Raw genomic sequence first — 25318 nt, 5'->3', positions numbered from 1 at the left:
ATGCCTGCCACATCGTCGGGATCGCGCGGCCCCCGGTGACCGCCGAGGCGCCGACGGCCGCCAGCGCGGTCGGCGGGGTGACCTCGGAGAGCACCGAGTAGTAGAAGACGAACATCGCCGCGGCCGGGGGCTGCCCCGCCTCGGAGGCCCCGGTGTTCGTCGCCGACGCGGTGGCGGCGTTCGCGCTGTCGCGCGAGCCGATCGACCGCGCCTGGTACGACGAACTCTCGGCCGTCTCGCCGGTGGCCGCCGACATCGCCGGCGTCACGTCCACCCACATCAACCATCTGACGCCGCGGGTGCTCGACATCGACGAGCTGCAGCGCGCCATGACCGCGCGCGGGATCACGATGATCGACCACATCCAGGGACCGCCGCCGGTGCCCGGCCCGCAGGTGTTGTTGCGGCAGACGTCGTTCCGCGCGCTGGCCGAGCCGCGGCGGTTCCGGTCGCCGTCGGGCGCGGTGTCGGACGGCACGTTGCGGGTGCGGTTCGGTGAGGTCGAGCAGCGCGGGGTGGCGTTGACACCGCCGGGCCGCTCACGCTTCGACGCGGCGATGGCCTGTGCGGATCCCGCCGCGGTGTGGCACGATCATTTCCCCGCCACCGACGCCGAGATGGCTGCGTCCGGCCTGGCGTATTACCACGGTGGCGATCCCACCAGACCTGTTGTGTACGAGGACTTCCTGCCCGCATCGGCGGCCGGCATCTTCCGGTCCAACCTGGACGGCGACACCACGGCCGCCACCGACGGCGATGCCGCCGATTACAGCCGGGAACGGATGGAGGGCCAGATCGGACACCACATCCACGATCCCTACGACCTCTACGAGAAAGTCGCATGCTCATGACCACCGTTCTGACCTCCCCGCTGCCCACCGCCGACGCACTGCGCGCCCGCGTGCGCGACGCGCTGGCCGACGTCGGCGCCTCCGTCGAGCTCGCTCCGGCCGGCGGCGAGGGCCTGCCGGCGAGCACGCCCATCACCGGGGACGTGCTGTTCACCGTCCCGGCGTCGTCTCCCGCGGACGCCGACGCGGCGATCACCGCTGCCGCGGAGGCGTTCTCGACGTGGCGGACCACGCCGGCGCCGGTGCGCGGCGCGCTGGTGGCGCGGCTCGGCCAGCTGCTCGTCGAGCACAAGGCCGCGCTGGCGTCGCTGGTGACCATCGAGGCGGGGAAGATCACCTCCGAGGCGCTGGGCGAAGTGCAGGAGATGATCGACATCTGCGAGTTCGCGGTCGGGCTGTCCCGGCAGCTGTACGGGCGCACGATCGCATCGGAGCGGCCCGGGCACCGGCTGATGGAGAACTGGCACCCGCTCGGTGTCGTCGGGGTCATCACCGCGTTCAACTTCCCCGTCGCGGTGTGGGCGTGGAACACCGCGGTGGCGCTGGTGTGCGGCGACACCGTGGTGTGGAAGCCCTCGGAGCTGACGCCGTTGACCGCGGTGGCGTGTCAGGCGCTGCTGGAGCGCGCCTGCGCCGACGTGGGGGCGCCCGCGGCGGTGGGCCGGCTGGTGCTGGGTGAGCGGGAGATCGGCGAGAAACTGGTCGACGATCCGCGGGTGGCGCTGGTGTCGGCGACCGGGTCGGTGCGGATGGGCCGCGAGGTCGGCCCGCGGGTCGCTGCACGGTTCGGCCGGGTGCTGCTGGAGCTGGGCGGCAACAACGCGGCGATCGTGACCCCGGCCGCCGACCTGGACCTGGCGGTGCGGGGCATCGTGTTCTCGGCGGCGGGCACGGCCGGTCAGCGGTGCACCACGCTGCGCCGGCTGATCGTGCACTCGTCGGTGGCCGACGAGCTGGTGTCCCGGATCGTCGCGGCGTACCGGCAGCTGCCCGTCGGTGACCCGTTCGCCGACGGCACGCTGGTGGGGCCGCTGATCCACTCGGCGTCCTACCGGGACATGGTCCTGGCCCTGCAGCGGGCGGTCGCCGAGGGCGGGACGGTGGCCGGCGGCGAGCGCGTCGACGTCGGCCCGGACTTCGAAGAGGGCGCGTTCTACGTGACGCCGGCGGTGGTGCGGATGCCGTCGCAGAGCCCGGTGGTGCATCAGGAGACCTTCGCGCCGATTCTCTACGTGCTCACCTACGACACGCTGGATGAGGCGATCGCGCTGAACAACGCGGTACCCCAGGGACTTTCGTCGTCGATCTTCACGCTGGACATGCGCGAGGCTGAGCGTTTCCTGGCCGCCGACGGGTCGGACTGCGGAATCGCCAACGTCAACATCGGCACGTCGGGCGCCGAGATCGGCGGCGCGTTCGGCGGCGAGAAGGAGACCGGCGGCGGCCGCGAGTCCGGGTCCGACGCGTGGAAGGCATACATGCGCCGCGCGACCAACACGGTGAACTACTCGACGGAACTCCCGCTGGCCCAGGGCGTCCACTTCGGCTAGCCCTCTTGGCGCGAGGGTGCGTGTCTGCGGCCGCCACGCCGTGGTTGTCCGCGATTTCGCGCACGTTCGCGGCACACTCGGGGCATGGAACTTCACGGCAAGACAGCGATCGTCACCGGCGGAGCCTCAGGGATCGGCGCGGCGATCGCGACCGAGCTGGCGTCCCGCGGGGTCAGCGTCGTCGTCGGCGATCTTGACGAGTCCGGCGCGCACACCACCGCATCGGCGATCCGCGACGCCGGGGGCACGGCGGCGGCGTTGCGGGCCGACGCGGCCGACGTCGTGGACATCGAAGGTCTGATCACGCTCGCCGCGCGGGAGTTCACGCCCGTCGACCTCTACGTGGCCAACGCCGGCATCATCGGAAAGCCCGGCCTCGGCAGCGAATCCGACTGGGACGTCATCCTCGATGTGAACCTGCGCGCGCACATCCGCGCGGCCCGGCTACTGGTGCCGCACTGGCGGTCGCGCGGGTCGGGCTACTTCGTGTCGGTGGCGTCGGCAGCCGGATTGCTGACACAGCTGGGCGCGGCGGGGTACGCGGTGAGCAAACATGCCGCGGTCGGGTTCGCCGAGTGGCTGGCCATCACCTACGGCGACGACGGCATCGGGGTCAGCTGCGTGTGCCCGCTCGGCGTGGAAACCCCGCTGCTGCAGGAGGTCCGGAGCACCGACGACCCCGATGCGCGGCTCGGCGCGTCGTCCATCGAACAGTCGGCGGGTGTGCTCAGCGCCGCCGACGTCGCTGCCGTCACGGTCGAGGCGATCCTCGAAGACCGCTTCATGGTGCTGCCGCACCCGGAACTGCTCGAGATGTACCGGCACAAGGGTGGCGACTACGACCGCTGGATCGGCGGGATGCGCCGCTACCAGCGGACACTGCGTGCGCTCGGCAGGTGAGGCGTCACGCTCGCCGGGCGACGGTCAGGTGGAAGTCCTTCGGCATCAACGTCAGTCGCTGCGCAACCTGCAGCCGGTAGTCCGGGTCGGCGATCAGGTCATACCGGCGCAGCAGCACCGCCAGCAACAGCACCGCCTCGTGCAGCGCGAACTGCCTGCCGATGCACGACCGCGGCCCGGTGCCGAACGGCTTGTACAACCCCGCCGGACGCGCCTTGACCTTCTCCGGTGCGAACCGGTCCGGATCGAAGGCATCTGGATCATCCCCCCACCGCGGATCACGGTGCAGCCCCATCGTCAGCGTCAGCACCCAGTCGCCCTCGCGCATCGGGTGCATCCCGGCCAGCACGGTGTCCTCGCGGGCGGCGCGGTAGTACCCGGGCACCGTCGGCTGCAGCCGCAGCGCCTCGTCGAAAACCCGTCGCACATAGCGCAGTTTCGCGATCAACTCGAACGGCGGACGGCCGTCGTCACCCCACACCTCGGCGATCTCGGCCCGCGCCCGCTCGGCCACCTCCGGGTGCTGCGACAGGAAGTACAGCGCGAAAGACAAGGCACCCGAAGTGGTCTCATGGCCGGCCACCAGGAAGTTGATCAACTGGTAGCGGATGTTGGCCGCATCCAGATCCGACACCAGCATCAGCTCGAGCAGGTCGTCGTGGTGTCCCAGCCCGTCGCGCACCCGCTCGGCGATGATCTCGTCGGCGATCGCGTGCAGCTGCGCGGCATGGTGGCGCACCATGCGTTCGGCGCGCCGGACGACGAACTCCGGCAGAAACGTCGCCCGAAAGACGCCGAGCCGGTCCGACCCTTCCAGCCCCGCCACCATGTGCTCGACGAACGGGTGCGCCTCCTCGGAGTCGAAGCAGCCGAACGGGTAACCCGCCGCGCAGCGCCCGATCGTCTCCAGCGTCACCCGGGTGGTGTCGGCGGGGACGTCGATGATCTCGCCGGTGTCGGCGCGCGCGTCCCACCGCGCCACCAACTCGTCGGCGACGTCGAACATGATGGTGTGGTAGCTGTGCATCGCCTGCCGGCTGAAGGCCGGCATCAGCACGTCATGCGCCTTCTGCCAGTTGGGTTCGTCGTTGTAGGCGGTGAACAGTCCGTCGCCCCCGAGCAACCGCAACGCCTCGATGTCGGGCCCGATGTGCTTGCAGAAGCGGCTCTCGTCGCTGAGCTCGACCACCGCCTCCGAGCCCGCGGCGACCACGTATCGTGCTCCCAGGAACCGGAACTCGAAGACCGGAGCGGGCAGCTCCGAGGACGGTTGGGTGAGCAGGTCGGTGCTGAAGCCGAACACATCGCCGAGGATCGGGACACGCCGTGGCGGGTGTGGCAGCTTGGGAAACGACCGCCGGTCGCCGACGATGGCCATGTGCCCCAGCCTGCGCGGCTATTACACATGTGTCAAGTAGTATCGGTCCATGGCTGAAGGACGCCGCCGGCTCACCCCCGAGAACCGCCGCAACGAACTGCTCGCCCTCGGCGCCGAGGTGTTCGGCCAGCGGCCGTACGACGAGGTGCGCATCGACGAGATCGCCGAGCGCGCCGGCGTCTCCCGCGCACTGATGTACCACTACTTCCCCGACAAGCGGGCCTTCTTCGCCGCGGTGGTGCGGGCCGAGGGCGAGCGGCTGTTCCAGGCCACCAACACCCCTCCGCTGCCCGGGCAGTCGCTGTTCGCGCAGGTGCGTGCCGGCGTGCTGGCCTATCTGCACTACGACGAGCAGCATCCGCACCGGGCGTGGGCGGCCTACATGGGCATCCGCTCCGATCCGGTGCTGCGTGGCATCGAAGACGTCGACAACGACCGGCAGGCCAACCGGATCCTCGACCGCATCAACGACGCCGCCGGCGCGATCGATGACAAGGTGGAACGTGACCTACGCGCGACCGTCTACGGGTGGCTGGCGTTCACCTTCGAGATGTGCCGCCAACGGCTGATGGACCCCTCGCTGGACGCCGACTTCATCGCCGACCTGTGTGCCCACGCGCTGTTGGACGCGGTCGGGCGCGTCCCGGCCATCCCCGCCGTGCTGGCCGAGGCGGTCGCCCTCGAGCGGCGTTGAGGTCAGTTGTGGCAGCGGTTGCGCAGATCCACCAGCGGTTGACGGATCCCCCGCAGTTCCGCGGCGACCTGCGGATTGGCGTCCATGAACGCGATCACCGCGGCCTTCTTCTCGTCCCGGGGCTTGTCCTTGAGCGACGTGAAGAAGTCGTTGACGGGCGGATGCGTGAACAGGTACGCCGACGTGGCCGCGCTGACACCGGTCGCGACACCGGCGAGGTCGGCCGCCGTGCAGTTCGGCGGCTGGGCGTGGGCGGTGGCTGACGACAGGACGACGGCGGCCGCGCCCAGGGACGCGGCAGTCACCCGCCGCACGTTGATGTTTCGCACCGGGTGATCGTAAACCGCTCAGCCGCCGCACCGCCGGCGGAAGTCCACCATCGGCTGGCGGATTCCCTGCAGCTCCGACCGCACCTGCGGATTGGCGTCCATGAAGGTCTGCAAGGCCGCGCGCCGCGCCTCCGGCGGTTGCCCTTTGAGGCTGGAGAAGAAGTCGTTGACCGGCGGATGGGTGAACAGATAGGCCGACGTGGCTGCCATCACCCCGGTCAACGTCCCCGTCAGGTCCGCCGAGGAGCAGTTCACCGGGGCCGGTGGCGGCTGCGCGGCGGCGGGCGCGGCGGTGCCGAGCACGGCGGCGCAGACGAGGGCACCGGCCCAAGAGGCGAACGAAAGGGGTGACATGTGCTTCTCCTCTGTTGTCATCGTCGACCGCCTCCGCCGCGGCCACCGCCACCACCCGGGCGCCCCGGGTTGCCGAAGTCAGGACGTCCGGGACGCCCGATGTCGGGCGGGCCCGGAGGACGAGGCCCCGGATCGACGTCGATGTCAGCATCGAAATCGACGTTCCACCACTCGTTGCAGTCGTAGTAGTTCAGATCGCAGGGATACGGGACATACGGGCCGGACCCGCTCGGACCGTCCCCGGTATCGGAGCCGCGCACCGTCCCCTGCGAGCAGATGGTGGTTCCACCGGCACTCGTGCAATCGGCGACCGCCGGTGGTGCGATGGCGATGCCGGTGGACATCGCCACCGGAGCGACAAGCAGATAAACCAACCGCATTGCACACTCCTACTGCGTTGGTTCGGGCGCAGCCGCGTGGCCCGCGACCGCCTGCAGCCACCGTAGAAGGCCGGGACAACACGCGGCATCCCCCACAACGGGTGAAAACGTCACGAGGACAAGCGTGCTCAGGGACTCGCCGCCGGCCTGGGTTGTGCCCACGTGGGAGTTCCCCCGATCCGGGGGATTACGGCGCCGCTTTCCCGCGCCTACGATCCCCGTGACGGCCCCGGAAGGACGAGCATGGTTGCAGGCGAAAACAATTGGATGAGACCGGCGGCCATGGCCATCCCGCCCGAGGGCTACTTCGAACTCGAGCGGGGCCGCTACGGTCCGGTGTTTCCGCGCACCCCGGCGTGCTACGGATTCTCGATCATCGCGAAGGTCAAGGAGGGGCGCGAAGAGGCTGTGCGCGCCTACGGCAAGCAGATCGAGGAAGCGGTCGCAGGCAGTCCCGACGTCCTGGAACCTCTGCGGCTGCACTATCTGCGGTGGGTGCTGTTCGACGTCGGCTCCGGGCTTCACTTCCAGTACCAGGGGATCTTCGACACCGATTTCGACAAGTACACCGAGGACGCCGTCCGCCTGTTCAGCGCGACGGGGATCACCACGGTGTTCACCAACCTCGAAGGTTTCCCGGAGGATTGGCAGAGCAACCCCGAAGCCTTCGTCAAGTTCGTCCGCGAGCACCAGTACCCCAGCTTTCTCGAGTACGGCGAGTACCCGTACGTGACCGCCGACGAGATCAAGAAGGCCCTGCGGCTCAAGGCCGCCTTCTCCGACATGCTCGACCAGATGCAGTGACGCTCCAGCTCGACGACATTCAGCACATCCTGCTGACCCGAACGCCCGCCATGACCGGGCGCTATGAGTTCCTGACGTTCGACCACGCTGCCGGCGGACGGGCCTGGCTCACCGAACTGCTCGACGTCGTGCAGTCGGCCGCTGACGTCACCGCCGGCATGGACAGCTCCAGGCGTTGGGTGACGCTGGCGTTCACCTGGAACGGTCTGCGCGCACTCGGGGTTCCCGACGCCGCGCTGGCCACGTTCCCCGACGAGTTCCGGGAAGGTATGGCGGCGCGTGCCGACATCCTGGGCGACACCGGGGCGAACGCACCCGAGCACTGGCTGGGTGGGCTGGCCGGACCTGACGTGCACGCCATCGCCATTCTGTTCGCCCGCGACGACGACGAACACGCGCGGTGTGTCGGTGAACACGATCGGCTGGTGGCCCGCTGCGACGGCGTGCGCACACTGTCCTACCTGGATCTCAACGCACATCCCCCGTTCAATTACGCGCACGACCATTTCGGCTTCCGCGACCGGCTGTCCCAACCCGTCATGAAGGGTTCAGGGGAAGAGCCGACGCCGGGATCGGGTGCAGCGTTGGAGCCGGGTGAGTTCATCCTCGGCTATCCCGACGAGGACGGCCCCGTGACGGACCTGCCCGAACCGAACGTATTGTCGCGCAACGGAAGTTACATGGCGTACCGCCGCCTTGAGGAGCACGTCGGAGCGTTCCGCGCCTACCTCGCCGACAACGCCGAGACGCCGGAGGAACAGGAGCTGCTGGCGGCGAAGTTCATGGGCCGCTGGCGCAGCGGGGCGCCGCTGGTACTCGCCCCGCACGCCGACGACCGGGAACTGGGCGGGGATCCCCTGCGCAACAACGACTTCAACTACAAGGAGATGGACCCGTTCGGGTATGCGTGCCCGCTCGGGTCCCACGCCCGGCGGCTCAACCCGCGGGACACCGCGCATTACGTGAATCGCCGCAGGATGATCCGCCGGGGCGCGACCTACGGGCCCGCGCTGCCGGACGGGGCGCCCGAGGACGGAATCGAGCGCGGAATCGCGGCGTTCATCATCTGCGCGAGCCTGGTGCGACAGTTCGAATTCGCCCAGAACGTGTGGATCAACGACAAGACCTTTCACGAGTTGGGCAACGAGCACGATCCGATCTGCGGCACCCAGGACGGGACACTCGATTTCACCGTTCCCCGACGTCCGATCCGGAAGGTGCACAAAGGCATTCCGGCATTCACCACGCTGCGCGGCGGTGCCTACTTCTTCCTGCCCGGCATGAACGCGCTGCGCTACCTCGCCGGGCTCGGCGATCAGGAGCCGGGATGACCCTGCGACCGGCCAGAACCTACAACCAGGACCACCTCGCCCGTCCCCGCAACGGCCGGCGCCGGGTGAGTATCTACTGGACGTGGAGTTATCCCTGGGAATCGCAGCGGGATCCGGCCGCCATGAGCAACCGCTTCTCGACGCTGACCGAGGTGCGCAATGTCGTCTACCCCGCCTACGAGACCCCGGAGTTCGACGCCGCCAACTTCTTGCAGGGCATCGCGGGAACGCTGGAACTCTTCCACCGGTCGACCCTGACCTTCCAGGATCTGGTCGGGGAGATGACCGGCCATCCGGTCGCGGTCTTCCAGCGGGTCGACCAGGCCGGCTACGCGCAGCCGATCGACGAACGGATCCTGGCCGACACCGACACCCTCATGGTGTTCGGCCTCGACCATCTCAACTCGGAACTGGACGCCGGGCGCGACGAAGTGGACGCGCTGCGGGAATGGTCGCGTCGAGAAGGCACCTGCCTGTTGCTCGCCCCGCATCATGATGTCGGATTCACCGACGATCTCGGTCAGCGGCAGGTCGAGTACCGACACCACGGGGACCGGCTGGTGCCCCGCCAGCAACGGTTCAGCCGGTACACCCGTTCGCTGATGCGCGCGCTGGGAGTCCCCGTGCACAACATCTGGGGTTTGCGTCCCGCGCTGGTCAGCGGAACGCGGGAGCCGTTCGCACTCACCACTTATCACGAGTTTGACGAGCTGGGGCTGCTGTCCGACGTGCCGACACTGAGCTTCCACCAACACCTCCCGCATTACGAGTTGACCGCACCGGAGGGCGCGAACCTGCGTGTCCTGGCCCGTCAGCCGATCGACCTGGATCGACCCCACCCGTTCACCGACGCCGGGAACACCGCGTTCAACGCGGTGATCTGGATGCCTCCGGACGGGGACCGGTCCGGGGACATCGTGCTCGTCGACTCGACGCACTTCACCACGCTGTTCGGCGGCACGGCCAGTCTGCGCAACCTGTGGGGCAACCTGGCGACGATGACGTATGGCTGACACTCCCCTCGAGGCGGTACGCCGCTACGTCGACGCTTTCAACGCCGGTGACGTCGACGCGATGGCGGGTTCGGCTACGTGGTCGTGCCGGCGACCATGACCTTCACCCTCGCCGGCGCACAGCGCACGCAGAGTGGGTCGGTCTTCACTGTCGCGTTGCAGGACAACGGGTCCCGCTGGGTGCTCACGGCGTGGAGTTGGTCGAAAGGCGGGTGACCGTCAGTTCGGGATGAGACCGATCCTCTTCGCTTCGGCGACCGCCTCACCGCGGGAGGACACACCTAGTTTGCGGTAGATCGAGGTGGCATGGCTCTTGGCCGTCTCCCGGCCGATCACGAGTTCCTCGGCGATGCGCTGCAGCGAGAGATGGCTGGCCAGATGCGGCAGGAGTCGCAGCTCCGCAGCGGTCAGCGGGCGGGTGCCGCCCGCGGCCATCGCCTTGACGCGGTCCACCCGCTGGATGAGCGCCACCGCGTCCGGTTCCCGGTGGCACGTTCGCTGCGCGGCTGCCAGGTGCCGGCTCAGCAGATCGGGATCCTGCATCACCGCGGCCGTCCATGCCAGCAGCCCGTGCCCCAGAAGCGCTGTGCGCGCCGCCAATTGGCCCAACCGGGACAACAGTGTCTCGGTCACCGTCACCGACTGCCCTACGGCGGCGTCGTCACCCATCCGCGCGGCCATCACCGCGCTGGTCGCGTACACCACGATCATCGGCACGACGTCGCACAGGTCGTACTTGTCGCACAGGGTCCGGGCCGCTTCGCTGCGCTCCACGGCCGTCTCGTCGTCGCCGGCGGCGACGTCCAGCAGGGCCAGATGTGCCAGCGCCGCGGCGTGGAAGCCCGGCAGATCGTCGATGACCGGCAATGCGGTTTCGAGCAGGCTGCGGGCCGTCACGGTGTGCCCGCGCATGGCCTCCGCGGCGCCCTTCATCACGGTGGCCGCTCCCCACCACGGATTCACCAGGTTGTCCCCGGCCGCGCGCACCACGTCGGCCTGGCGCACCACGTCGCTGACCCCGCCGGTCCCGACGAGTGAACTGATCAGGGCCACCGCAACTTTCACCGACGGCGTGCCGTCGGACAGCGGTTGCCCCCGATCGGCGCGCACCGCCGAGGTCAGCGACCGCTGGATCAGTCCGGCGTCGGCTGTCGTCACCCCCAGCCACGCGCGCGCCACCGCGGCGTCCGGGTGCTCGGCGAACGTGCGCGTATCCAGCATCGCCAGGCGGCGGGCCAGCACGCCGGCACGGCCGTCGAACCCCAACCGGACCGCCTCGCAGCCGACCAACGCAGCCGCGCGCGCACTGTCCCCGGCGTCGAGAGCGTGCACGAGCGCTCCGTCGATGTCGCCGTCGCGTTCGAGAAGATCCGCTGCGCGCGTCGCCAGCTCCCGGAACCGGGCCGGCGCATCGGCGCGCAAGCGGCCGCGCAGCACGTCCCCGAACAGATGGTGGTAGCGGTACCACACCCGGTGGTGGTCGAGCACGATCAGGAACGGGTTGCCCGACCCGGACAGCAGCGCGAGCATCTGCGCGGAATCGTCGCGTCCGAGAACTGTGTCGAGTTGGTCGGCCGTGAAGCGGCCGAGAACCGCCGACTCGACCAGGAAGGCGGCGGTGTCGTCGTCGAGCCGGTCGATCACCTCCTCGACGACGTAGTCGACCACGAGGTTGTCGCGTCCGCCCAGCTCTTCGAGCGCGGTGCCGTCCCGCAGCGCCATGGCCGTCAGGATCACCGCAGCGGGCCATCCCTCGCACAGCTCGACCAGCGCCGCGGTCGTCGCGTCGTCCCGGGCGCCGCTGATCGAGGTGAGCGCCTCGGTGGCCTCCTGGGCGGAGAACCGCAACACCTCCTGGTCCACCGTCACCACGCTGTGTTGCAGGCGGCGCCGGGCCAGTCCCAGCGGCGGCATGAACCGGCCGACCAACACCGGGGTGGTGGTGGCCGGCACCTCGTCGATCAACATCTGAAGCGTGCGCACCGCTCCGGGGTCCGTCAGCTTGTGCACGTCGTCGAGGAGCACCACCAGCGGTCCCCGGCGTTCGAGGAGCTGAACCACCGCGGGCACCAACTGAGCCGGGCTGCGGCCGGGCCCACTCAGGTAGCGCAGTAAGTCACTGCCGTCGTCGCGCAGCCCGGCGACCGCCGTCGCCAGGTGCAGCAACAAATGCGCGGAGTCGTCGTCGAGGTGGTCGACGCGCACCCAGGCGAAGGGACGCGCGTCGGCGCCGTCCCACATCGCTGCCGCGGTGGTCTTGCCGTATCCCGCGGGAGCCGACACGACGACGACGTCTCCGCCGGCCGCCGTCGCCAGCCTCCGGAGCACCTCCGGACGACGGACCACGCGGTCGGCGATTCGCGGCCGGCCGATCGTCGCGGCCGGGACCCTGGGCCGCCAGTCCCCCGCAACCACCTCCAGATCGTAGGCCGTGCACCCGCGATAACGTCCTGTTTTTCGTATTCTGGATAGAGCTGTGGATCACCTGTCCGTGTCGGAGGCGCGGACCCTCGCCACCCGCGACAAATTCATTTCCGCCAACACGGTTTCGCACGCGGCCGCGAACGACAGCACCGTCAGGTCGGCAGACCACGGCCCGACGATCTGCAGGCCGACGGGCATCCGGCCCGGCCCGAGACCGACGGGAAGCGAGATCGCCGGCTGCCCGGAGATGTTGAACGGGTAGGTATAGGGCGTCCAAGTCGCCCACGGAAGTTTCGCGTCGGCCTGCCCGCCTGCCGGCACCTCGGCCTCGGCGTCGAACGCCGTCATCGGCATGGTGGGCATGAGCAGCAGGTCCCAGCGATCGAACAGCGCGAACGCCCACTCGTTGAACGCCCGGCGCCGCTGCATGACCGCGAAGAAGTCGGCCAGCGAATACTCGGTGGCCAAGGTGGCGAGCCGGACCAGGGCGGGGTCCATGACGTCGCGATGCTGTCGAATCACCTCCGCGAAGCCGAGTCCGCGTCCGGTCACCCACAGCGCGTCGAAGATGTCCAGCGGCGCGGCGCGGTCCAGGCTGATCTCGGTCAGCTCGGCGATCCCGGCCGCTGACAACAGTCCGATCGCGGTGTCGAATGCGTCGGCGACGTCGGGGTCGGGTGGCACCCCGAACGGCTCGCGGACCACCCCCACCCGCCGGCGGGTCCGCGGGTCGGCCGGCGTCGGCACCGAGAACGACGACTGCGGGTCCCGCGAATCCGGGCCACGTGTCAGCGTGAACACCGCCGCGGCGTCTTCGACGAACCGCGTCAACGGTCCTGCGTGCGAGAGGTTTTCGTTGACGGTGCCCGGCCAGACCGGGATCGCGCCCAACGTGGGTTTCAATCCCACTGTGCCGCAGAACGAAGCAGGCACCCGGATCGAGCCACCGGCGTCGGTACCGGTGGCGATGGGCACGGCGCCGCTGGCGACGGCGGCGCCCGACCCCGCACTCGACCCGCCGGTGTTGCGGCCGGTGTCCCACGGATTGCGGCTCACGCCGGTGCGGGGTGAGTTTCCGACGGCTTTCCACCCGAACTCCGGGGTGGTGGCGCGACCGATGATGACCGACCCGGCGTTCTCCAGTCGCGCGATCATCGGTGAGGACACCGGAGCCGGTGCGTCGGAGCTCGTGAGCGAACCCTTCCAGCACGGCTGGCCCTCGATGTACATGTTGTCTTTAGCGGCGACGGGAACACCGTGGATCACGCTGCGCACGCGACCCTCTCGCGCCTCGGCCTCACGCTCGGCGGCGACGGCAAGGGCGCGCTCCGGCATCAACGCGGCGTAGGCGTTGATCTCGGGTTCCGCCCGTGTCGCGATGGCCAGCGCGCATTCGGCGAGCTGGACCGGCGACAACTCGCCGGCGGCGACGCGGCGGCCCAGTGATATCGCGCTGGAAGCGGCGTATTCGTCGAGACCGAGTTCGGCGAAGCTCATCGTGCTGCCACCGATCGCCACGCGTCGCTGAACGTGTCCACCCATGCGGGGGGCACCGATGTGCTGACTTTCACGAACCGTTCTCCGAACATGGGTGACTGATAGGTACCGGGACGGATGAAAACGCCTGTCCGTTGCAGGATCTCGCGGCAGAGGACGTCTGACGTCCAGTCGGTGTCGGTGATGTCGACGGCCAGGAAGTTGCCCTGTGACCGGCGCACCACGACAGAACCGACACCCGACTCGGCGACCACCGTCTCGACCGTGTCGAGGTTGCGCCGGTTGGTCTGTCGCAGGTGGGACAGCCAGCGGTCGCGGATGCGCAGGCCGGCGATCGCGGCACGCTGACCCTGGATGCCGGCACCGAGCGGGTTGGCAGGCGCAGCCATGACGTCGGCGAGCAGCCCGGGCGCCGCGACCACCGCGCCCACCCGCAGCCCGGCCAAGCCGAGCCATTTCGAGAAGCTGTAGGTGGTGAGGGTGCGCTCCGGATACAGCGGCGCCGCCAACGTGTGCGCGTCGGCGAAATGCCGATAGGTGCAGTCGTGGATCAGATACGCCTGCGCTTGCCGCGCCACGTCGACGATGTCGGCGAGTTCCTCGGCGGTGTAGGAGCTGCCGAGCGGATTGAGCGGATCGACCAGGTAGATCAGCGCATTGGGCTCGATGACCTCGGCGATCTGGGCGGCCGACAACAGCGCGTTGGGCCGTTCGTACACCGGCAGTGCGGTGACGGGTACTCCGGCGATGCCGACGAAACGCGCCGGCCACGGCCACCCCGGGTCGCTGGTGATCAGACGGGAGACGCGGGGCGCCAACGTCGTGCACACATGGTGCAGCCCTGCCACCGCGCCGTCGAGCACCCAGGCGTCGAAACCGGGCAGGCCCAGATCCGCCACGATCAGTTCACGCAGCTCGGTGAAGCCCGCCGACGGGGCGTACACCTGGAACTCGCGACGCCGGGTGCTTTCGTCCAGGGCGGCGAGCACCTCCGGCGCCGGCTCCAGATGCGTGGTGTTCTGCCCCATCCAGATCACGTCGTCCCGGGCGAGCAGTTCCTCGAACGACGGCAACGCCGGGCCGGCTGTCATGACTGCACCTTTCCTTCCACCACGCGTGGAACACCGTCGAAATACACGGTGGCACTGCGCATCACACAGTCCAGATGGGCCACCGCGTCGACCGTGCCGCCGTAGGCGATCGAGTTGCCGAACGCGATGTGGGCACTGCCGAGCGAGGATTCGGTCTCCATCGCCACCCCGCACACCGACCCCCGCGGATTGAGCCCGATCGCCACCTCCGCCAGATTGGCCATCCGGGGATCCGCGCAGCGCGCCATCATCTCCGTCAGCCGGGCGGCCTCGTCGCCTTCGGTGCCGACCAACAGTCCGTCGCGCAGGTGCAGCACCGAAGGCCCGGCACTGGGACCGGGGCCCATGAACAGGTAGTCACCATCGATCACCACGACACCCGACGAGGACGACTCGACTGGCGCGGTGCCGGATTCGATGTCGGGTGGCGCCATGTAGGCGCCCGGGTCGCGGGCGATTCCGGTCAGCGCGCGGCCTTTACGGCCCCTGATGGAGCCGGACAGATCGGTGCCCGCCGGTGTGGTGATCCGGTAGGTGTCGGCGCCTTCCCACAGCATCCCGATGGAGCGCGTGGTGGCGGCCAGGGCGTCGAAATCGACGTCGTAGGGACCGCCGAGCCGGAAGGTGTCGGCGGTGACGCCGGGCATGGCCAGGTAGCGGCGCCCGGCGCCGGTGGCGTCGCGGCGGGCCTGGTTCGATCCGACGAACACCGAGGTGAGCTCGATGGCCGCGTCGGCGTCCAGCAGCGCCTGCGCCGCCTCCGGGGTCACCTCGGAGCCCGGAAGGTCGTAACGCGGCACCGTGACGACGCGGACCCCGGCTTTACGGACGTCGAGTCCGGCGCCGAGCCCGGTGACGACAGCGGGGTCGGTGCCGTCGTCGACGAGCAGCACCACGGTCTCGTCGGTTCGCACCCCCAGGCAGGTATCCAGGACCCGGGAGACGGTGCGGTCAGGGAGGTCAGGCATTCGCCGGCGATTCGGCGGCGGTCTCGGCGAGCGCCTTCACGGTCTGGAGGCGCGATTCGACCGTATCGGTGGTGGGAAACGCCGCGAAGCAGTCGATCCCCAACTCTGCCATGGTCTTCAGATGCTCCCGAACCACGGATTTGTCGCCGCACAGCGACATCCGCCGGACGAAGTCGTCGGGCAGCAGCCGGGCCGCGGACTTGGCCTCCTGGAACTCACCGCCGCCATAGGCGGATTTCACCTGCTGCGCAAGATCGTCGGGCAGCCCGGCGAGGCGGCAGTACTCCGGCGCCGTCTGTGGGAACCACGCCGCGATGCTGCGGCCCGCATCGAGCGCGTATTCCTCGTCCTCGGCGATGGCGCCGTACCCGAACACCGTGATCGACGGCCGGGCGTCGCGGCCCGCTTTCTCGGCGCCGCGCTCGATGTGGCTGATGGCATACTGCAAGCCCTCCGGATGCAGACCCGCCAGCAGGATGATCCCGTCGGCGATACGCCCGGCCATCTCCAAGGTCTTGGGGCCGCTCGCCGACACATACAACGGGATCTCGGCCGGGGTGCCATGCCGGATGTGGCCGTGGTCGAGGCTGAAGCCGTTGGCGTCCCAGGTCACCTCTTCGCCTGACCAGAGCCGTCGGGTGGCGCTGATGGCGTCCTCCAGGACGGCCAGCTTGGCCGGCTTGTACCCCAGTGCCAGCAGTGGCCGGTCCCCCGCGCCGATGCCGTACCGGAAGCGTCCGTGCGAGATCTCCTGCTGGGTCAGCGCGGCCACCGCCCCCACGGCGGGGTGGCGGGTCACCGGATTGGTGACGGCGGTGCCGATCGACATCGTCTCGGTGTTCAACGCCGCCAGCGTGGCGAAGGAATAGCAGCACTTCGCGTGCAGCGACGAGTCGGTCAACCACAGCTGGTCGACGCCCCAGCCTTCCATGGCGTTGACGATCCCGCCGAATTCGTCTGCGGCGTAGACAGGTTGGAGAGCAGCTCCCACATGCATGGTGATGTCCTTAGTTGAATTCCGGCGTTCGGTGTGTTCGGGCTCCGGCGGCCATGCTCAGCGCGGCGAACATGGCGTAGGCGCGGGTGGCCTCCACGATCTCGTCGATCGTCAGGTGTTCGTTCGCGGCGTAGGCACGTTCGGAACCGGGCCCGAAGATGATGGTCGGTACCCGGTGCCCGACGCTGGAGGTGTCGCCCAGCCAGTTTCCCACCGACACCGGCGACTCGCGCCCCCGGACCGCTGCCAACGCCCGCACCATGTTGACGGTCACCTCGTCGTCCCGGCCCACCAGATAGCCGTTCTTGACGTCGGCGAGCACGACGTCGGCCTTGAACCGCGGGTCGCGCTCCTTCGCGCCGGCGAGGCATCGGTCGATCTCGGCGCGCACCTGCTCGATGGTGACGCCGGGTTGGGGCCGGCAGTCGACGCGGATGACGCACTCGTCGGGGATCATCGACGGACCCCCCGGCGGCAGCCCGCCGAACACCCGGCCGGGCGCCATGTAGGTCTCCGGACCGAACAGCTCCAGCACCCAGTCCTCGAGCTGCGGCTCGAACTTGGATGCATCCAGCTCGATGATGGCGTGTGCGGCAAGGACATTGGCGTTGATCGCGGTCGGCTTGTGGCAGGTGTGCGCACTGAGACCACGCACGGTGATGTCGAAGTAGTACCGACCGCGGTGGCCCAGGTAGACCTGGCTGCCCGAACATTCGCCGAGCACCGCCAGATCTGCGTCGTGATGGGCGAAGTACTCGATCGCGCCACGCTGGTCGCCCATGTGGTCGACGACTCCGGCGAAGGCCAGGCGGCCGTTGAGCGGTATCCCGCTGGCGCGCAGAGCCTCCATCGCGATCACCTGGCAGACCAGGGCGGCCTTCATGTCCATGATCCCGTGGCCGTAGATCGCTCCGTCGACCAACGCCCCAGAGAACGGTTCGGCCACCGTCCACCCGTATGAGGGCGGCTTGGTGTCCAGGTGCCCGGTGAGCACGACCGTGCGACCGCCGGCGCCGAAATCGATGTGCCCGGTGGCATTTGGGCGATCGGGAAGCACGGGCTGCAGCGCCGCACCGTCGAACCCGGAGGCCCGCATCATGTCCACCAGATAGGCCGAGTACGCGCCCTCGTCCCCCAGCACGCTGGGGATCCGGCAGATCTCCTGCACGGTTTTCACGAGGCGATCGATGTCGATGTGCTCGTCGATGGCGGCCAGGGTCTGAACGTCAGATGCTGCGATCACGCATAGCTCCTCCTTGATTAACGACAATATACGAAGATGGCCGCATTGTGGTCAAACGCTGGCATTTCTCGATAAAACGTTGTTACACAGGGATTATCGGCGCTCCAAAGCTTCGTAACGCAGTGTTTTCACAATGGAAACCAGCGGCCCTCCGGCGGATTGAATACTATCGTCAAGATTCACTCCCCTCGCCTGCCCTGCCACTTGAAGGAGTCCCCACTCGTGAAGAAGCCCGTGTGGGCTGCCGTCAGCGCAGCCGCCGCCACCACCCTGGTATTGGCCGGGTGTTCGTCCGGCACCAGCTCCGAAACCACCACCACAAGCGCCGACGGTTCGACAGCCGCCACTCTGATGTTGCCGTTCCCGCGCGGCATCTTCTGGACACCGCTGATCGTCGCCGAGGACCAGGGCTACTTCACCGACGAGGGCCTGGATCTGACCATCGAAGAGGCGGACGGTTCAGGCTTCGTCACCCAGCAGTTGATCGCGGGCAACATCGATTTCGGCTTCTCCGGCGCCGCCAGTGCGGTCGTGGCGGCAGAGACGGATCCGGGCATCCGTATCCCGATGTGCTACCCGGCGAGCAACATCTTCATCATCGTGACCCCCGAAGGTTCGGACGTCGCGTCGGTGGCCGACCTGCGGGGCAAGACACTCGGAATCACCGAGGCCGGCGGCGGTGAGGAGCCCATCGTCAACGCGGCGCTGGCCGAAGCGGGACTGCAACCCAACGCCGACGTCACGTTGCTGCCCATCGGCGGCGCCGGCCCGCAGTCGCTCACCGCGCTCCAGGACGGCACGGTCGCCGCCTACGCCACCAGCTTCGCCGACCTGGCCACCTTCACCGCGTCGGGCAACAAGTTCACCGACATCACCCCGGAGTCGCTCGACGTGATCCCCGGCGACTGCATGGTGACCACCGGCGCGGTACTGGAAGATCCGGCCAAGCGCGAGGTCGGCGTCAAGATCGCCCGCGCCTACACCATGGGTGCGGCCTTCACGGACGCGAATCCCGAAGCCGCACTGGACATCGTGTGCAAGGCGGTACCCGAAGAGTGCACCGACATGAACTACGCGCAGATCTACTTCGACGAGGTACGCCGTTATGCCGGTAGCTATCAGCCCGACAGCCCGTACGGTGCGGTGAGCGCGGAGGGCTGGCAGACCACGGTCGACGTGCTGAGGGACTCCGGCGTGATCGAGGGCACGGTCGACCCGGTCGCCATGGGCACCGGTGACGACATCACCGGCATGCAGCAGGAGTATTCCGAAATCGACCTGCCCGCAGTGCAAGAGGACGCACAGCAGTATGCCCCGTGATGCCGGCACGATCCGGACCGCGCCACCAGACGAGGCGACCACCGGCTCGGCGATCCGGATCGAAGGTGTGACCAAGACCTACAGCAGTGACAGCGGACCGGTCGCCGCCCTGGACCGGATCGACCTCGACGTCGCCGAGGGTGAGTTCGTCTCGCTGCTCGGGCCGAGCGGCTGCGGCAAATCCACGTTGTTGCACATCGTGGCGGGCCTCACCGAAGCCTCCTCGGGCAGGGTGGACATCGCCGGCACACCGGCCAGGGCCGACCGCGCCGATGTCTCGATCATGCTGCAGCGCCCGGTGTTGTTCCCGTGGAAGAACGTGTTGGAGAACGTGATGCTGCCGGGGAAGCTGCAGCGGCGATCACCGTCCGACTCGAAGGACGCGGCCATGCATTTCCTGAAACTGACCGGGCTGGAGGACTTCGCCACCAAACAGGTCTGGGAACTGTCGGGCGGGATGAAGCAGCGGGTCAGCCTGGCGCGCGCGCTGGCGACCGACCCGCCGGTGCTGCTGATGGACGAACCGTTCTCCGCGCTCGACGAATTCACCAGGGAGCGGCTCAATGTCGAGCTCGCGCGGCTGCACGATGAGCACGGGCGGACCACGTTGTTCGTCACCCACAACATCGCCGAAGCGGTGTTCCTGTCCGACCGGATCGTGACCATGCGGCCACGGCCCGGGGGTGTCGTCGACGTCATCGACATCACGCTGCCCCGGCCGCGCACCGCCGCGCAGGTGACCTCGGCGGCCACCGCCGAGCTGGCCGTCGAGGTACGCGAATCCATCAGCGCGTATCTGTGAACCAGAGTGCAATGTGAAGGGACGGTTATGACTTCGGTGCTCTCACCGGAATCCGGCAGCACGGTCACCGGAGCCGACGCCCGCCCGCGCCGTAAACGGGTGTCCTCGGTGTGGCGGGCGGTGTGGCCGCCGTGTGCGGTGGTGCTGGTCATCCTCGCCCTGTGGGAGGCGGTCGTCGCCTTCGGCGGGGTGAACGCGATCATCCTGCCGCCGCCGTCGGCGATCGCGGCCAGCCTGGCGTCGATGGTGACAGAGCCGTTCTTCTGGGAAGCCGCGCGCGCCACCATGACCGAGACGTTGGCCGGGTTCCTCATCGGCATCGTGACCGCCTGGGTGTTGGGCACCTTGCTGGGAATGTCGGATCTGGCGCGCCGCGCGCTGTACCCCATCGTGGTGGCCTTCCAGATCACGCCGCGTATCGCGTTCGCGCCGATCTTCCTGACCTGGTTCGGTTTCGGGCTGGAATCGAAGATCGTGATGGCGGCGACCATCTGCTTCTTCCCGTTGCTGCTCAATGTGCTCGTCGGGATGGAGACCGTGGACCGTGACGCCCGCACGTTGATGCGGTCCTTCGGGGCCGGCCGCTGGCAGGAGTACCGCGAGTTGACGCTGCCCGCTTCGCTGCCGCTGATCCTCGCCGGCATCAAGAACGCCGTCACCCTGGCGCTGATCGGTGCCATCGTCGCAGAGTTCGTCGGCGCCTCGGTCGGGATGGGCGTGCTGTCGAAGACGTTCAGCTTCCAGCTCGACGTCGCATCCTCGTTCGCCGTGATCATCGCGTTGATGTTCTTCGGCCTCGTGCTCTACGGCGTGGTCGAACTGATGGACAAGAAGCTCGTGTACTGGCGGGATCGATCTTGAGCGGGGTGTGTCGATTATGATCACCGGTTCATCGGCCGTGTCACGGTCGACGGTTCCCATGAACTCGAGCGCGGGGCAGTCGATGGATCTTCAGCAGGTCAAGGACCGCGTCTATTACCGGCTGCGGGAGGATCTGATCTCTCAGGAGATCCCGCCGGGCGCGGCGCTGAAGGAGATCCCCCTCTCGGAACGCTTCGGCGTGAGCAAGACCCCGATCAGGGAAGCGCTGGCGCGTCTGGAGAGTGACGGCCTGGTGGAGATCGCACCGTACCGGGGCGCCCGCGCCAAGTGGTACACCGCGCGCGATTTCGACCAGCTCTACGAGGCGCGCTTCGTCATCCAGGCCGAATGCCTGCAGCGGATCACCAGCGACCCGGCATCACCGGCCGCCCAGGAGTTGGTCCGCAACGTCCAGCGCTCCAAGGAACTGCTGGCGGCCGAGCGGTACGACGAGTTGGTGACCGAGATCGACCGGTTCGACGACATCCTGTTCAGCGCGATCGACAACGACGTGCTGCGCGAGGTGATCGACCGGATCGCCACGCACTTTCGCCGCATCGGCAAGCACACGATGACCGAGGCACGGTTCAAGTCCTCGGTGAACGAACACGACGAGATCGTGAAGGCAGCGCGGGACGGAAACCAGAAACGGGCGCGGGACCGGCTGCTGCGACACAGCGAGCAGACCAAAGCCAACCTGCTCGCCCAACTGGAGCAGGGCGGCACGCCGCAGTCGTGATCGCCACCTCGCGATAGCGGCTCTGACCTGGGCGTTTTCCTGTCGCGCCGCCCTGTGTGGGCCGGTTGTCGGTGCCCGGGGGCACCATGGGACACATGCCTGCGAAGACCGATCCGCTGTCGCGCTTCTCCGCGCTGACGCGCGAGTGGTTCGCGGGCACCTTCGTCGAGCCGACGCCGGCGCAGGCCCAGGCCTGGACCGCGATCGCCGACGGGGACAACACGCTGGTCATCGCGCCGACCGGCTCCGGCAAGACGCTGGCGGCGTTCCTGTGGGCGATCGACGGCCTGGCCCGCGAACCCGACGCCGGGCGCGGCACCCGGGTGCTGTACGTGTCGCCGCTGAAGGCGCTGGCCGTGGACGTCGAACGCAACCTGCGCACCCCGCTGACCGGCATCTCGCGGATCGCCGAGCGCACCGGGCAGCAGCCTCCGGCCATCAGCGTCGGGGTGCGCTCCGGCGACACGACGCCGAGCAGGCGCCGCGAGCTGATCACCAGACCGCCCGACATCCTGATCACCACGCCCGAGTCGCTGTTCCTGATGCTCACCTCGGCGGCCCGGGACACCCTGGCCGGGGTGCAGACGGTGATCGTCGACGAGGTGCACGCCGTCGCCGGCACCAAGCGCGGCGCCCACCTGGCGGTGTCGCTGGAGCGGCTGGACGCGATGCTGACGAAACCGGCGCAACGGATCGGGCTGTCGGCGACCGTGCGCCCGCCCGAGGAGGTGGCACGGTTCCTGTCCGGCGCCGCGCCGACGACGATCGTCGCGCCGCCGGCGGCCAAGACGTTCGACCTGACGGTACAGGTGCCCGTGCCCGACATGGCCAACCTCGAGGACAACTCCATCTGGCCCGACGTCGAACAACGCATCGTCGACCTCGTCGAAGCGCACAACTCGTCGATCGTGTTCGCCAACTCACGTCGGCTGGCCGAGCGGTTGACCGCCCGGCTCAACGAGATTCACGCCGAGCGCACGGGTGTCGAGCTCGGCGCGCACAACCCCGGCGTGGCCGGCGGCGCCCCGGCCCACCTCATGGGCAGCGGGCAGACCTTCGGCGCGGAGCCGGTGCTGGCCCGCGCGCACCACGGATCGGTCAGCAAGGAAGCCCGCGCCGACGTCGAGGAGGCCCTCAAGAGCGGCCGCCTGAAGGCCGTCGTCGCCACCTCCAGCCTGGAACTGGGCATCGACATGGGCTCGGTCGACCTGGTGATCCAGGTGGAGACCCCACCCTCGGTGGCCAGCGGGTTGCAGCGCATCGGCCGCGCCGGCCACCAGGTCGGCGAGATCAGCCAGGGCGTGCTGTTCCCGAAACACCGCACCGACCTGATCGGGTGCGCGGCCAGCGTGCAGCGGATGCTGGCCGGCCAGATCGAGACGATGCGGGTGCCTGCCAACCCGCTGGACGTGCTCGCCCAGCACACCGTGGCGGCCTGCGCGCTGGAACCGGTCAACGCCGAGGCCTGGTTCGACACCGTGCGGCGCAGCGCTCCGTTCGCGACACTGCCGCGCAGCGCGTACGAGGCGACGCTGGACCTGTTGTCGGGAAAGTATCCGTCCACGGCGTTCGCCGAGTTGCGGCCGCGCATCGTCTACGACCGGGACACCGGCACCCTGACGTCGCGGCCCGGCGCGCAACGGCTGGCCGTCACCTCCGGCGGCGCCATCCCGGACCGCGGCCTGTTCACCGTGTACCTGGCCACCAACGCGGACTCCGAAAAACCCTCGCGTGTCGGCGAGCTCGACGAGGAGATGGTCTACGAGTCCCGGCCCGGTGACGTGATCTCGCTCGGGGCGACGAGCTGGCGGATCACCGAGATCACCCACGACCGGGTGCTGGTCATCCCCGCGCCGGGTGAGCCGGCGCGGCTGCCGTTCTGGCGCGGTGACGGTGTCGGCCGGCCCGCCGAGCTGGGCGCGGCGATCGGCGCGTTCACCGGCGAGCTGGCTCGGCTGGACCGGGAGAAGTTCGAATCCCGGTGTCAAGACGTGGGTTTCGATGCGTTCGCGACCGACAACCTGTGGCAGCTGATCTCCGATCAGCGGGACGCCACCAGGGCGGTGCCGTCGGACACCACGCTGGTGGTGGAGCGTTTCCGCGACGAGCTGGGTGACTGGCGCGTCATCCTGCATTCGCCGTACGGGCTGCGGGTGCACGGGCCGCTGGCGTTGGCCGTCGGTAAGCGGCTCTACGAGCGCTACGGCATCGACGAGAAGCCGACGGCCTCCGACGACGGCATCATCGTGCGACTGCCCGACACCGACGACGCCGCCCCCGGTGCGGACATCTTCGTGTTCGACGCCGACGAGATCGAACCGCTGGTGACCGCGGAGGTCAGCTCGTCGGCGCTGTTCGCCTCCCGGTTCCGGGAGTGCGCCGCCCGCGCACTGCTGCTGCCGCGCCGCCATCCGGGCAAGCGGTCCCCGCTGTGGCATCAGCGCCAGCGCGCCGCCCAGCTGCTCGACGTCGCAAAGGGATACCCCGACTTCCCGGTCGTGCTCGAAGCCGTCCGTGAATGCCTGCAGGACGTCTATGACGTGCCGATGCTCACCGACCTGATGTCGCGCATCGCGCAGCGGCGGGTGCGGCTGCTGGAGGTCGAGACCCCGACGCCGTCGCCGTTCGCGGCGTCGTTGCTGTTCGGGTACGTCGGCGCCTTCATGTACGAAGGCGACAGCCCGCTGGCCGAACGCCGCGCCGCCGCCCTGTCGTTGGATCCCACCCTGCTGGCCGAGCTGCTGGGCCGGGTGGAACTGCGCGAGTTGCTCGACGCCGACGTGGTGGCCAACACCGCGCGGCAACTCCAGCACCTGACCCCGGAGCGGCTGGCACGCGACGCCGAGGGCGTGGCCGATCTGCTGCGGCTGCTCGGTCCCCTGACCACCGACGAGATCGCCGAACGCTGCGAGCACTCCGAGATCGGTGGCTGGCTGGAAGGGCTGCTCAGCGCCAAACGGGTGCTGCCGGTGTCGTTCGCCGGGCAGTCGTGGTGGGCCGCCGTCGAGGACATCGGGCGGCTGCGCGACGGTGTCGGGGTGGCGGTGCCGGTGGGCGTGCCGATCGCTTTCCTGGAGCCGGTGGTCGACCCGCTGGGTGAGCTGCTGTCGCGATATGCCCGCACCCGCGGACCGTTCACCACGGGTGCTGCGGCCGCCAGGTTCGGCCTGGGCATCCGGGTGGCCGCCGACGTGCTGGGCCGGCTGGCGGTCGACGGCAAACTGGTGCGCGGCGAGTTCACGGATGCGCCAACCGATTCCGGCGATCAGTGGTGCGACGCGGAAGTGCTGCGCATCCTGCGGCGCCGTTCGCTGGCCGCGCTGCGCGCGCAGATCGAGCCGGTCAGCACCGCGGCCTTCGGGCGGTTCCTGCCGTCGTGGCAGATGCTGGGTGCCGACACGGTGTCGGGGGTCGACGGGCTGGCCGCGGTGATCGACCAGCTGGCCGGTGTCCCGATGCCGGCCTCGGCGGTCGAGCCGCTGATCTTCGGGCAGCGGGTGCGGGATTACCAGCCGGGCATGCTCGACGAGCTGCTGGCCTCCGGTGAGGTGCTGTGGTCGGGTGTCGGGTCGCTGTCGGCGGCCGACGGCTGGGTGGCGTTCCACCTCGGCGAGACCGCGCCGCTGTCTCTGGCGCCGCCCGGTGAGCTCGACCTCACCGACGTCCACCACGCGATCCTGGGTGCGCTGTCCGGCGGCGGAGCCTACTTCTTCCGGCAACTCTCCGTCGACGGCGTGACCACGGAGTCGCTGAAAGAGGCGTTGTGGCAGCTGATCTGGGCCGGTTATGTGG

The 25318-nt window shown here is 69.0% G+C and carries 21 protein-coding genes and 1 pseudogene; 12 read left to right on the top strand and 10 right to left on the bottom strand.

Translation table 11 applies throughout. The features are described from left to right. Window positions 1-113: 113 nt before the first annotated feature. The 3 genes and pseudogenes from ASJ79_RS25040 to ASJ79_RS25030 form a co-directional block, all read left to right on the top strand. Window positions 114-851, top strand: a pseudogene (locus tag ASJ79_RS25040) (VOC family protein); the annotation flags it as partial. After that, window positions 848-2401, top strand: coding sequence for an aldehyde dehydrogenase family protein (locus tag ASJ79_RS25035; RefSeq protein WP_067961321.1), 1554 nt, complete (start codon window positions 848-850; stop codon window positions 2399-2401). The pseudogene ASJ79_RS25040 and the gene ASJ79_RS25035, both read left to right, overlap by 4 nt. A gap of 84 nt (window positions 2402-2485) precedes the next feature. Then, complete coding sequence (locus tag ASJ79_RS25030; protein ID WP_067961319.1) at window positions 2486-3301, top strand: SDR family NAD(P)-dependent oxidoreductase; 816 nt, start codon at window positions 2486-2488, stop codon at window positions 3299-3301. Window positions 3302-3305: 4 nt separating this feature from the next. Here the strand turns inward: ASJ79_RS25030 and ASJ79_RS25025 are convergent, their stop codons facing one another. Beyond that, window positions 3306-4679, bottom strand: a complete 1374-nt coding sequence (locus tag ASJ79_RS25025; RefSeq protein ID WP_067961318.1) for a cytochrome P450 — start codon at window positions 4677-4679, stop codon at window positions 3306-3308. A 49-nt stretch (window positions 4680-4728) separates the two neighbouring features. On the opposite strand from ASJ79_RS25025, the gene ASJ79_RS25020 reads away from it, so the two are divergent. Continuing rightward, the gene (locus ASJ79_RS25020; protein WP_067961316.1) at window positions 4729-5373 is read left to right on the top strand and encodes a TetR/AcrR family transcriptional regulator; all 645 of its coding nucleotides are present in this window, start codon (window positions 4729-4731) and stop codon (window positions 5371-5373) included. Between the two features lie 2 nt (window positions 5374-5375). Here the strand turns inward: ASJ79_RS25020 and ASJ79_RS25015 are convergent, their stop codons facing one another. Genes ASJ79_RS25015 through ASJ79_RS25005 form a run of 3 tightly spaced genes read right to left on the bottom strand, consistent with a single transcriptional unit; the run spans window position 5376 to window position 6436 of the window. Continuing rightward, a complete protein-coding gene (locus ASJ79_RS25015) occupies window positions 5376-5702 on the bottom strand; it encodes a heme-binding protein (protein ID WP_067961314.1) in 327 nt (108 codons plus the stop codon). An 18-nt stretch (window positions 5703-5720) separates the two neighbouring features. Continuing rightward, window positions 5721-6056, bottom strand: a complete 336-nt coding sequence (locus ASJ79_RS25010) for a heme-binding protein (protein ID WP_231751022.1) — start codon at window positions 6054-6056, stop codon at window positions 5721-5723. A 17-nt stretch (window positions 6057-6073) separates the two neighbouring features. Beyond that, on the bottom strand, window positions 6074-6436 hold the full coding sequence (locus tag ASJ79_RS25005) for a hypothetical protein (RefSeq protein ID WP_067961311.1): 363 nt from the start codon (window positions 6434-6436) through the stop codon (window positions 6074-6076). Between the two features lie 243 nt (window positions 6437-6679). On the opposite strand from ASJ79_RS25005, the gene ASJ79_RS25000 reads away from it, so the two are divergent. From ASJ79_RS25000 to ASJ79_RS24990, 3 genes are read left to right on the top strand one after another with little or no spacing between them, the layout of a single operon-like run. Then, window positions 6680-7240, top strand: a complete 561-nt coding sequence (locus ASJ79_RS25000) for a hypothetical protein (protein ID WP_067961309.1) — start codon at window positions 6680-6682, stop codon at window positions 7238-7240. Beyond that, the gene (locus tag ASJ79_RS24995; RefSeq protein ID WP_067961307.1) at window positions 7237-8571 is read left to right on the top strand and encodes a peroxidase; all 1335 of its coding nucleotides are present in this window, start codon (window positions 7237-7239) and stop codon (window positions 8569-8571) included. The genes ASJ79_RS25000 and ASJ79_RS24995 overlap by 4 nt, the downstream gene beginning before the upstream one ends. Beyond that, window positions 8568-9584: a hypothetical protein gene (locus tag ASJ79_RS24990; protein ID WP_067961305.1), complete on the top strand. Its 1017-nt coding sequence runs from the start codon at window positions 8568-8570 to the stop codon at window positions 9582-9584. Before ASJ79_RS24995 ends, ASJ79_RS24990 begins: the two co-directional genes overlap by 4 nt. A gap of 219 nt (window positions 9585-9803) precedes the next feature. On the opposite strand, the gene ASJ79_RS24985 is transcribed toward ASJ79_RS24990, so the two are convergent. The 6 genes from ASJ79_RS24985 to ASJ79_RS24960 all read right to left on the bottom strand — a co-directional run bounded on the left by ASJ79_RS24985 (window position 9804) and on the right by ASJ79_RS24960 (window position 17804). Further along, entirely contained in the window at window positions 9804-11999 is a 2196-nt protein-coding gene (locus ASJ79_RS24985) for a LuxR C-terminal-related transcriptional regulator (RefSeq protein WP_067961303.1), read from the bottom strand. Between the two features lie 66 nt (window positions 12000-12065). After that, window positions 12066-13550, bottom strand: a complete 1485-nt coding sequence (locus ASJ79_RS24980) for an amidase (RefSeq protein ID WP_082754046.1) — start codon at window positions 13548-13550, stop codon at window positions 12066-12068. Beyond that, the gene (locus ASJ79_RS24975; protein ID WP_067961296.1) at window positions 13502-14596 is read right to left on the bottom strand and encodes a pyridoxal phosphate-dependent aminotransferase; all 1095 of its coding nucleotides are present in this window, start codon (window positions 14594-14596) and stop codon (window positions 13502-13504) included. Before ASJ79_RS24975 ends, ASJ79_RS24980 begins: the two co-directional genes overlap by 49 nt. After that, window positions 14593-15564, bottom strand: coding sequence for a hypothetical protein (locus ASJ79_RS24970; protein ID WP_156448638.1), 972 nt, complete (start codon window positions 15562-15564; stop codon window positions 14593-14595). The genes ASJ79_RS24975 and ASJ79_RS24970 overlap by 4 nt, the downstream gene beginning before the upstream one ends. Then, entirely contained in the window at window positions 15557-16561 is a 1005-nt protein-coding gene (locus tag ASJ79_RS24965; protein ID WP_082754045.1) for an LLM class flavin-dependent oxidoreductase, read from the bottom strand. Before ASJ79_RS24965 ends, ASJ79_RS24970 begins: the two co-directional genes overlap by 8 nt. A 10-nt stretch (window positions 16562-16571) precedes the next feature. Continuing rightward, window positions 16572-17804 (bottom strand): M20 family metallopeptidase, encoded by a 1233-nt coding sequence (locus ASJ79_RS24960; protein ID WP_067961288.1) that lies wholly within the window; start codon window positions 17802-17804, stop codon window positions 16572-16574. 222 nt (window positions 17805-18026) lie between these two features. Between ASJ79_RS24960 and ASJ79_RS24955 the strand changes: the two genes are divergently transcribed. From ASJ79_RS24955 to ASJ79_RS24935, 5 genes are all read left to right on the top strand, one after another. Further along, window positions 18027-19124, top strand: a complete 1098-nt coding sequence (locus tag ASJ79_RS24955) for an ABC transporter substrate-binding protein (protein WP_156448637.1) — start codon at window positions 18027-18029, stop codon at window positions 19122-19124. Further along, complete coding sequence (locus tag ASJ79_RS24950; RefSeq protein ID WP_082754044.1) at window positions 19114-19926, top strand: ABC transporter ATP-binding protein; 813 nt, start codon at window positions 19114-19116, stop codon at window positions 19924-19926. The genes ASJ79_RS24955 and ASJ79_RS24950 overlap by 11 nt, the downstream gene beginning before the upstream one ends. Before the next feature lie 27 nt (window positions 19927-19953). Beyond that, window positions 19954-20787, top strand: coding sequence for an ABC transporter permease (locus tag ASJ79_RS24945; RefSeq protein ID WP_082754043.1), 834 nt, complete (start codon window positions 19954-19956; stop codon window positions 20785-20787). 58 nt (window positions 20788-20845) lie between these two features. Next, on the top strand, window positions 20846-21526 hold the full coding sequence (locus tag ASJ79_RS24940; protein ID WP_197420362.1) for a GntR family transcriptional regulator: 681 nt from the start codon (window positions 20846-20848) through the stop codon (window positions 21524-21526). A gap of 95 nt (window positions 21527-21621) precedes the next feature. Further along, window positions 21622-25318 (top strand): ATP-dependent helicase (locus ASJ79_RS24935; protein WP_156448636.1); only part of this gene is annotated, 3697 nt, incomplete at its 3' end.

Source organism: Mycobacterium sp. NAZ190054 (assembly GCF_001545925.1).
Classification (GTDB): Bacteria; Actinomycetota; Actinomycetes; order Mycobacteriales; family Mycobacteriaceae; genus Mycobacterium.
The sequence above is the reverse complement of the archived record's forward strand: the minus strand, read 5'-3'. Positions and strand labels throughout refer to the sequence as shown.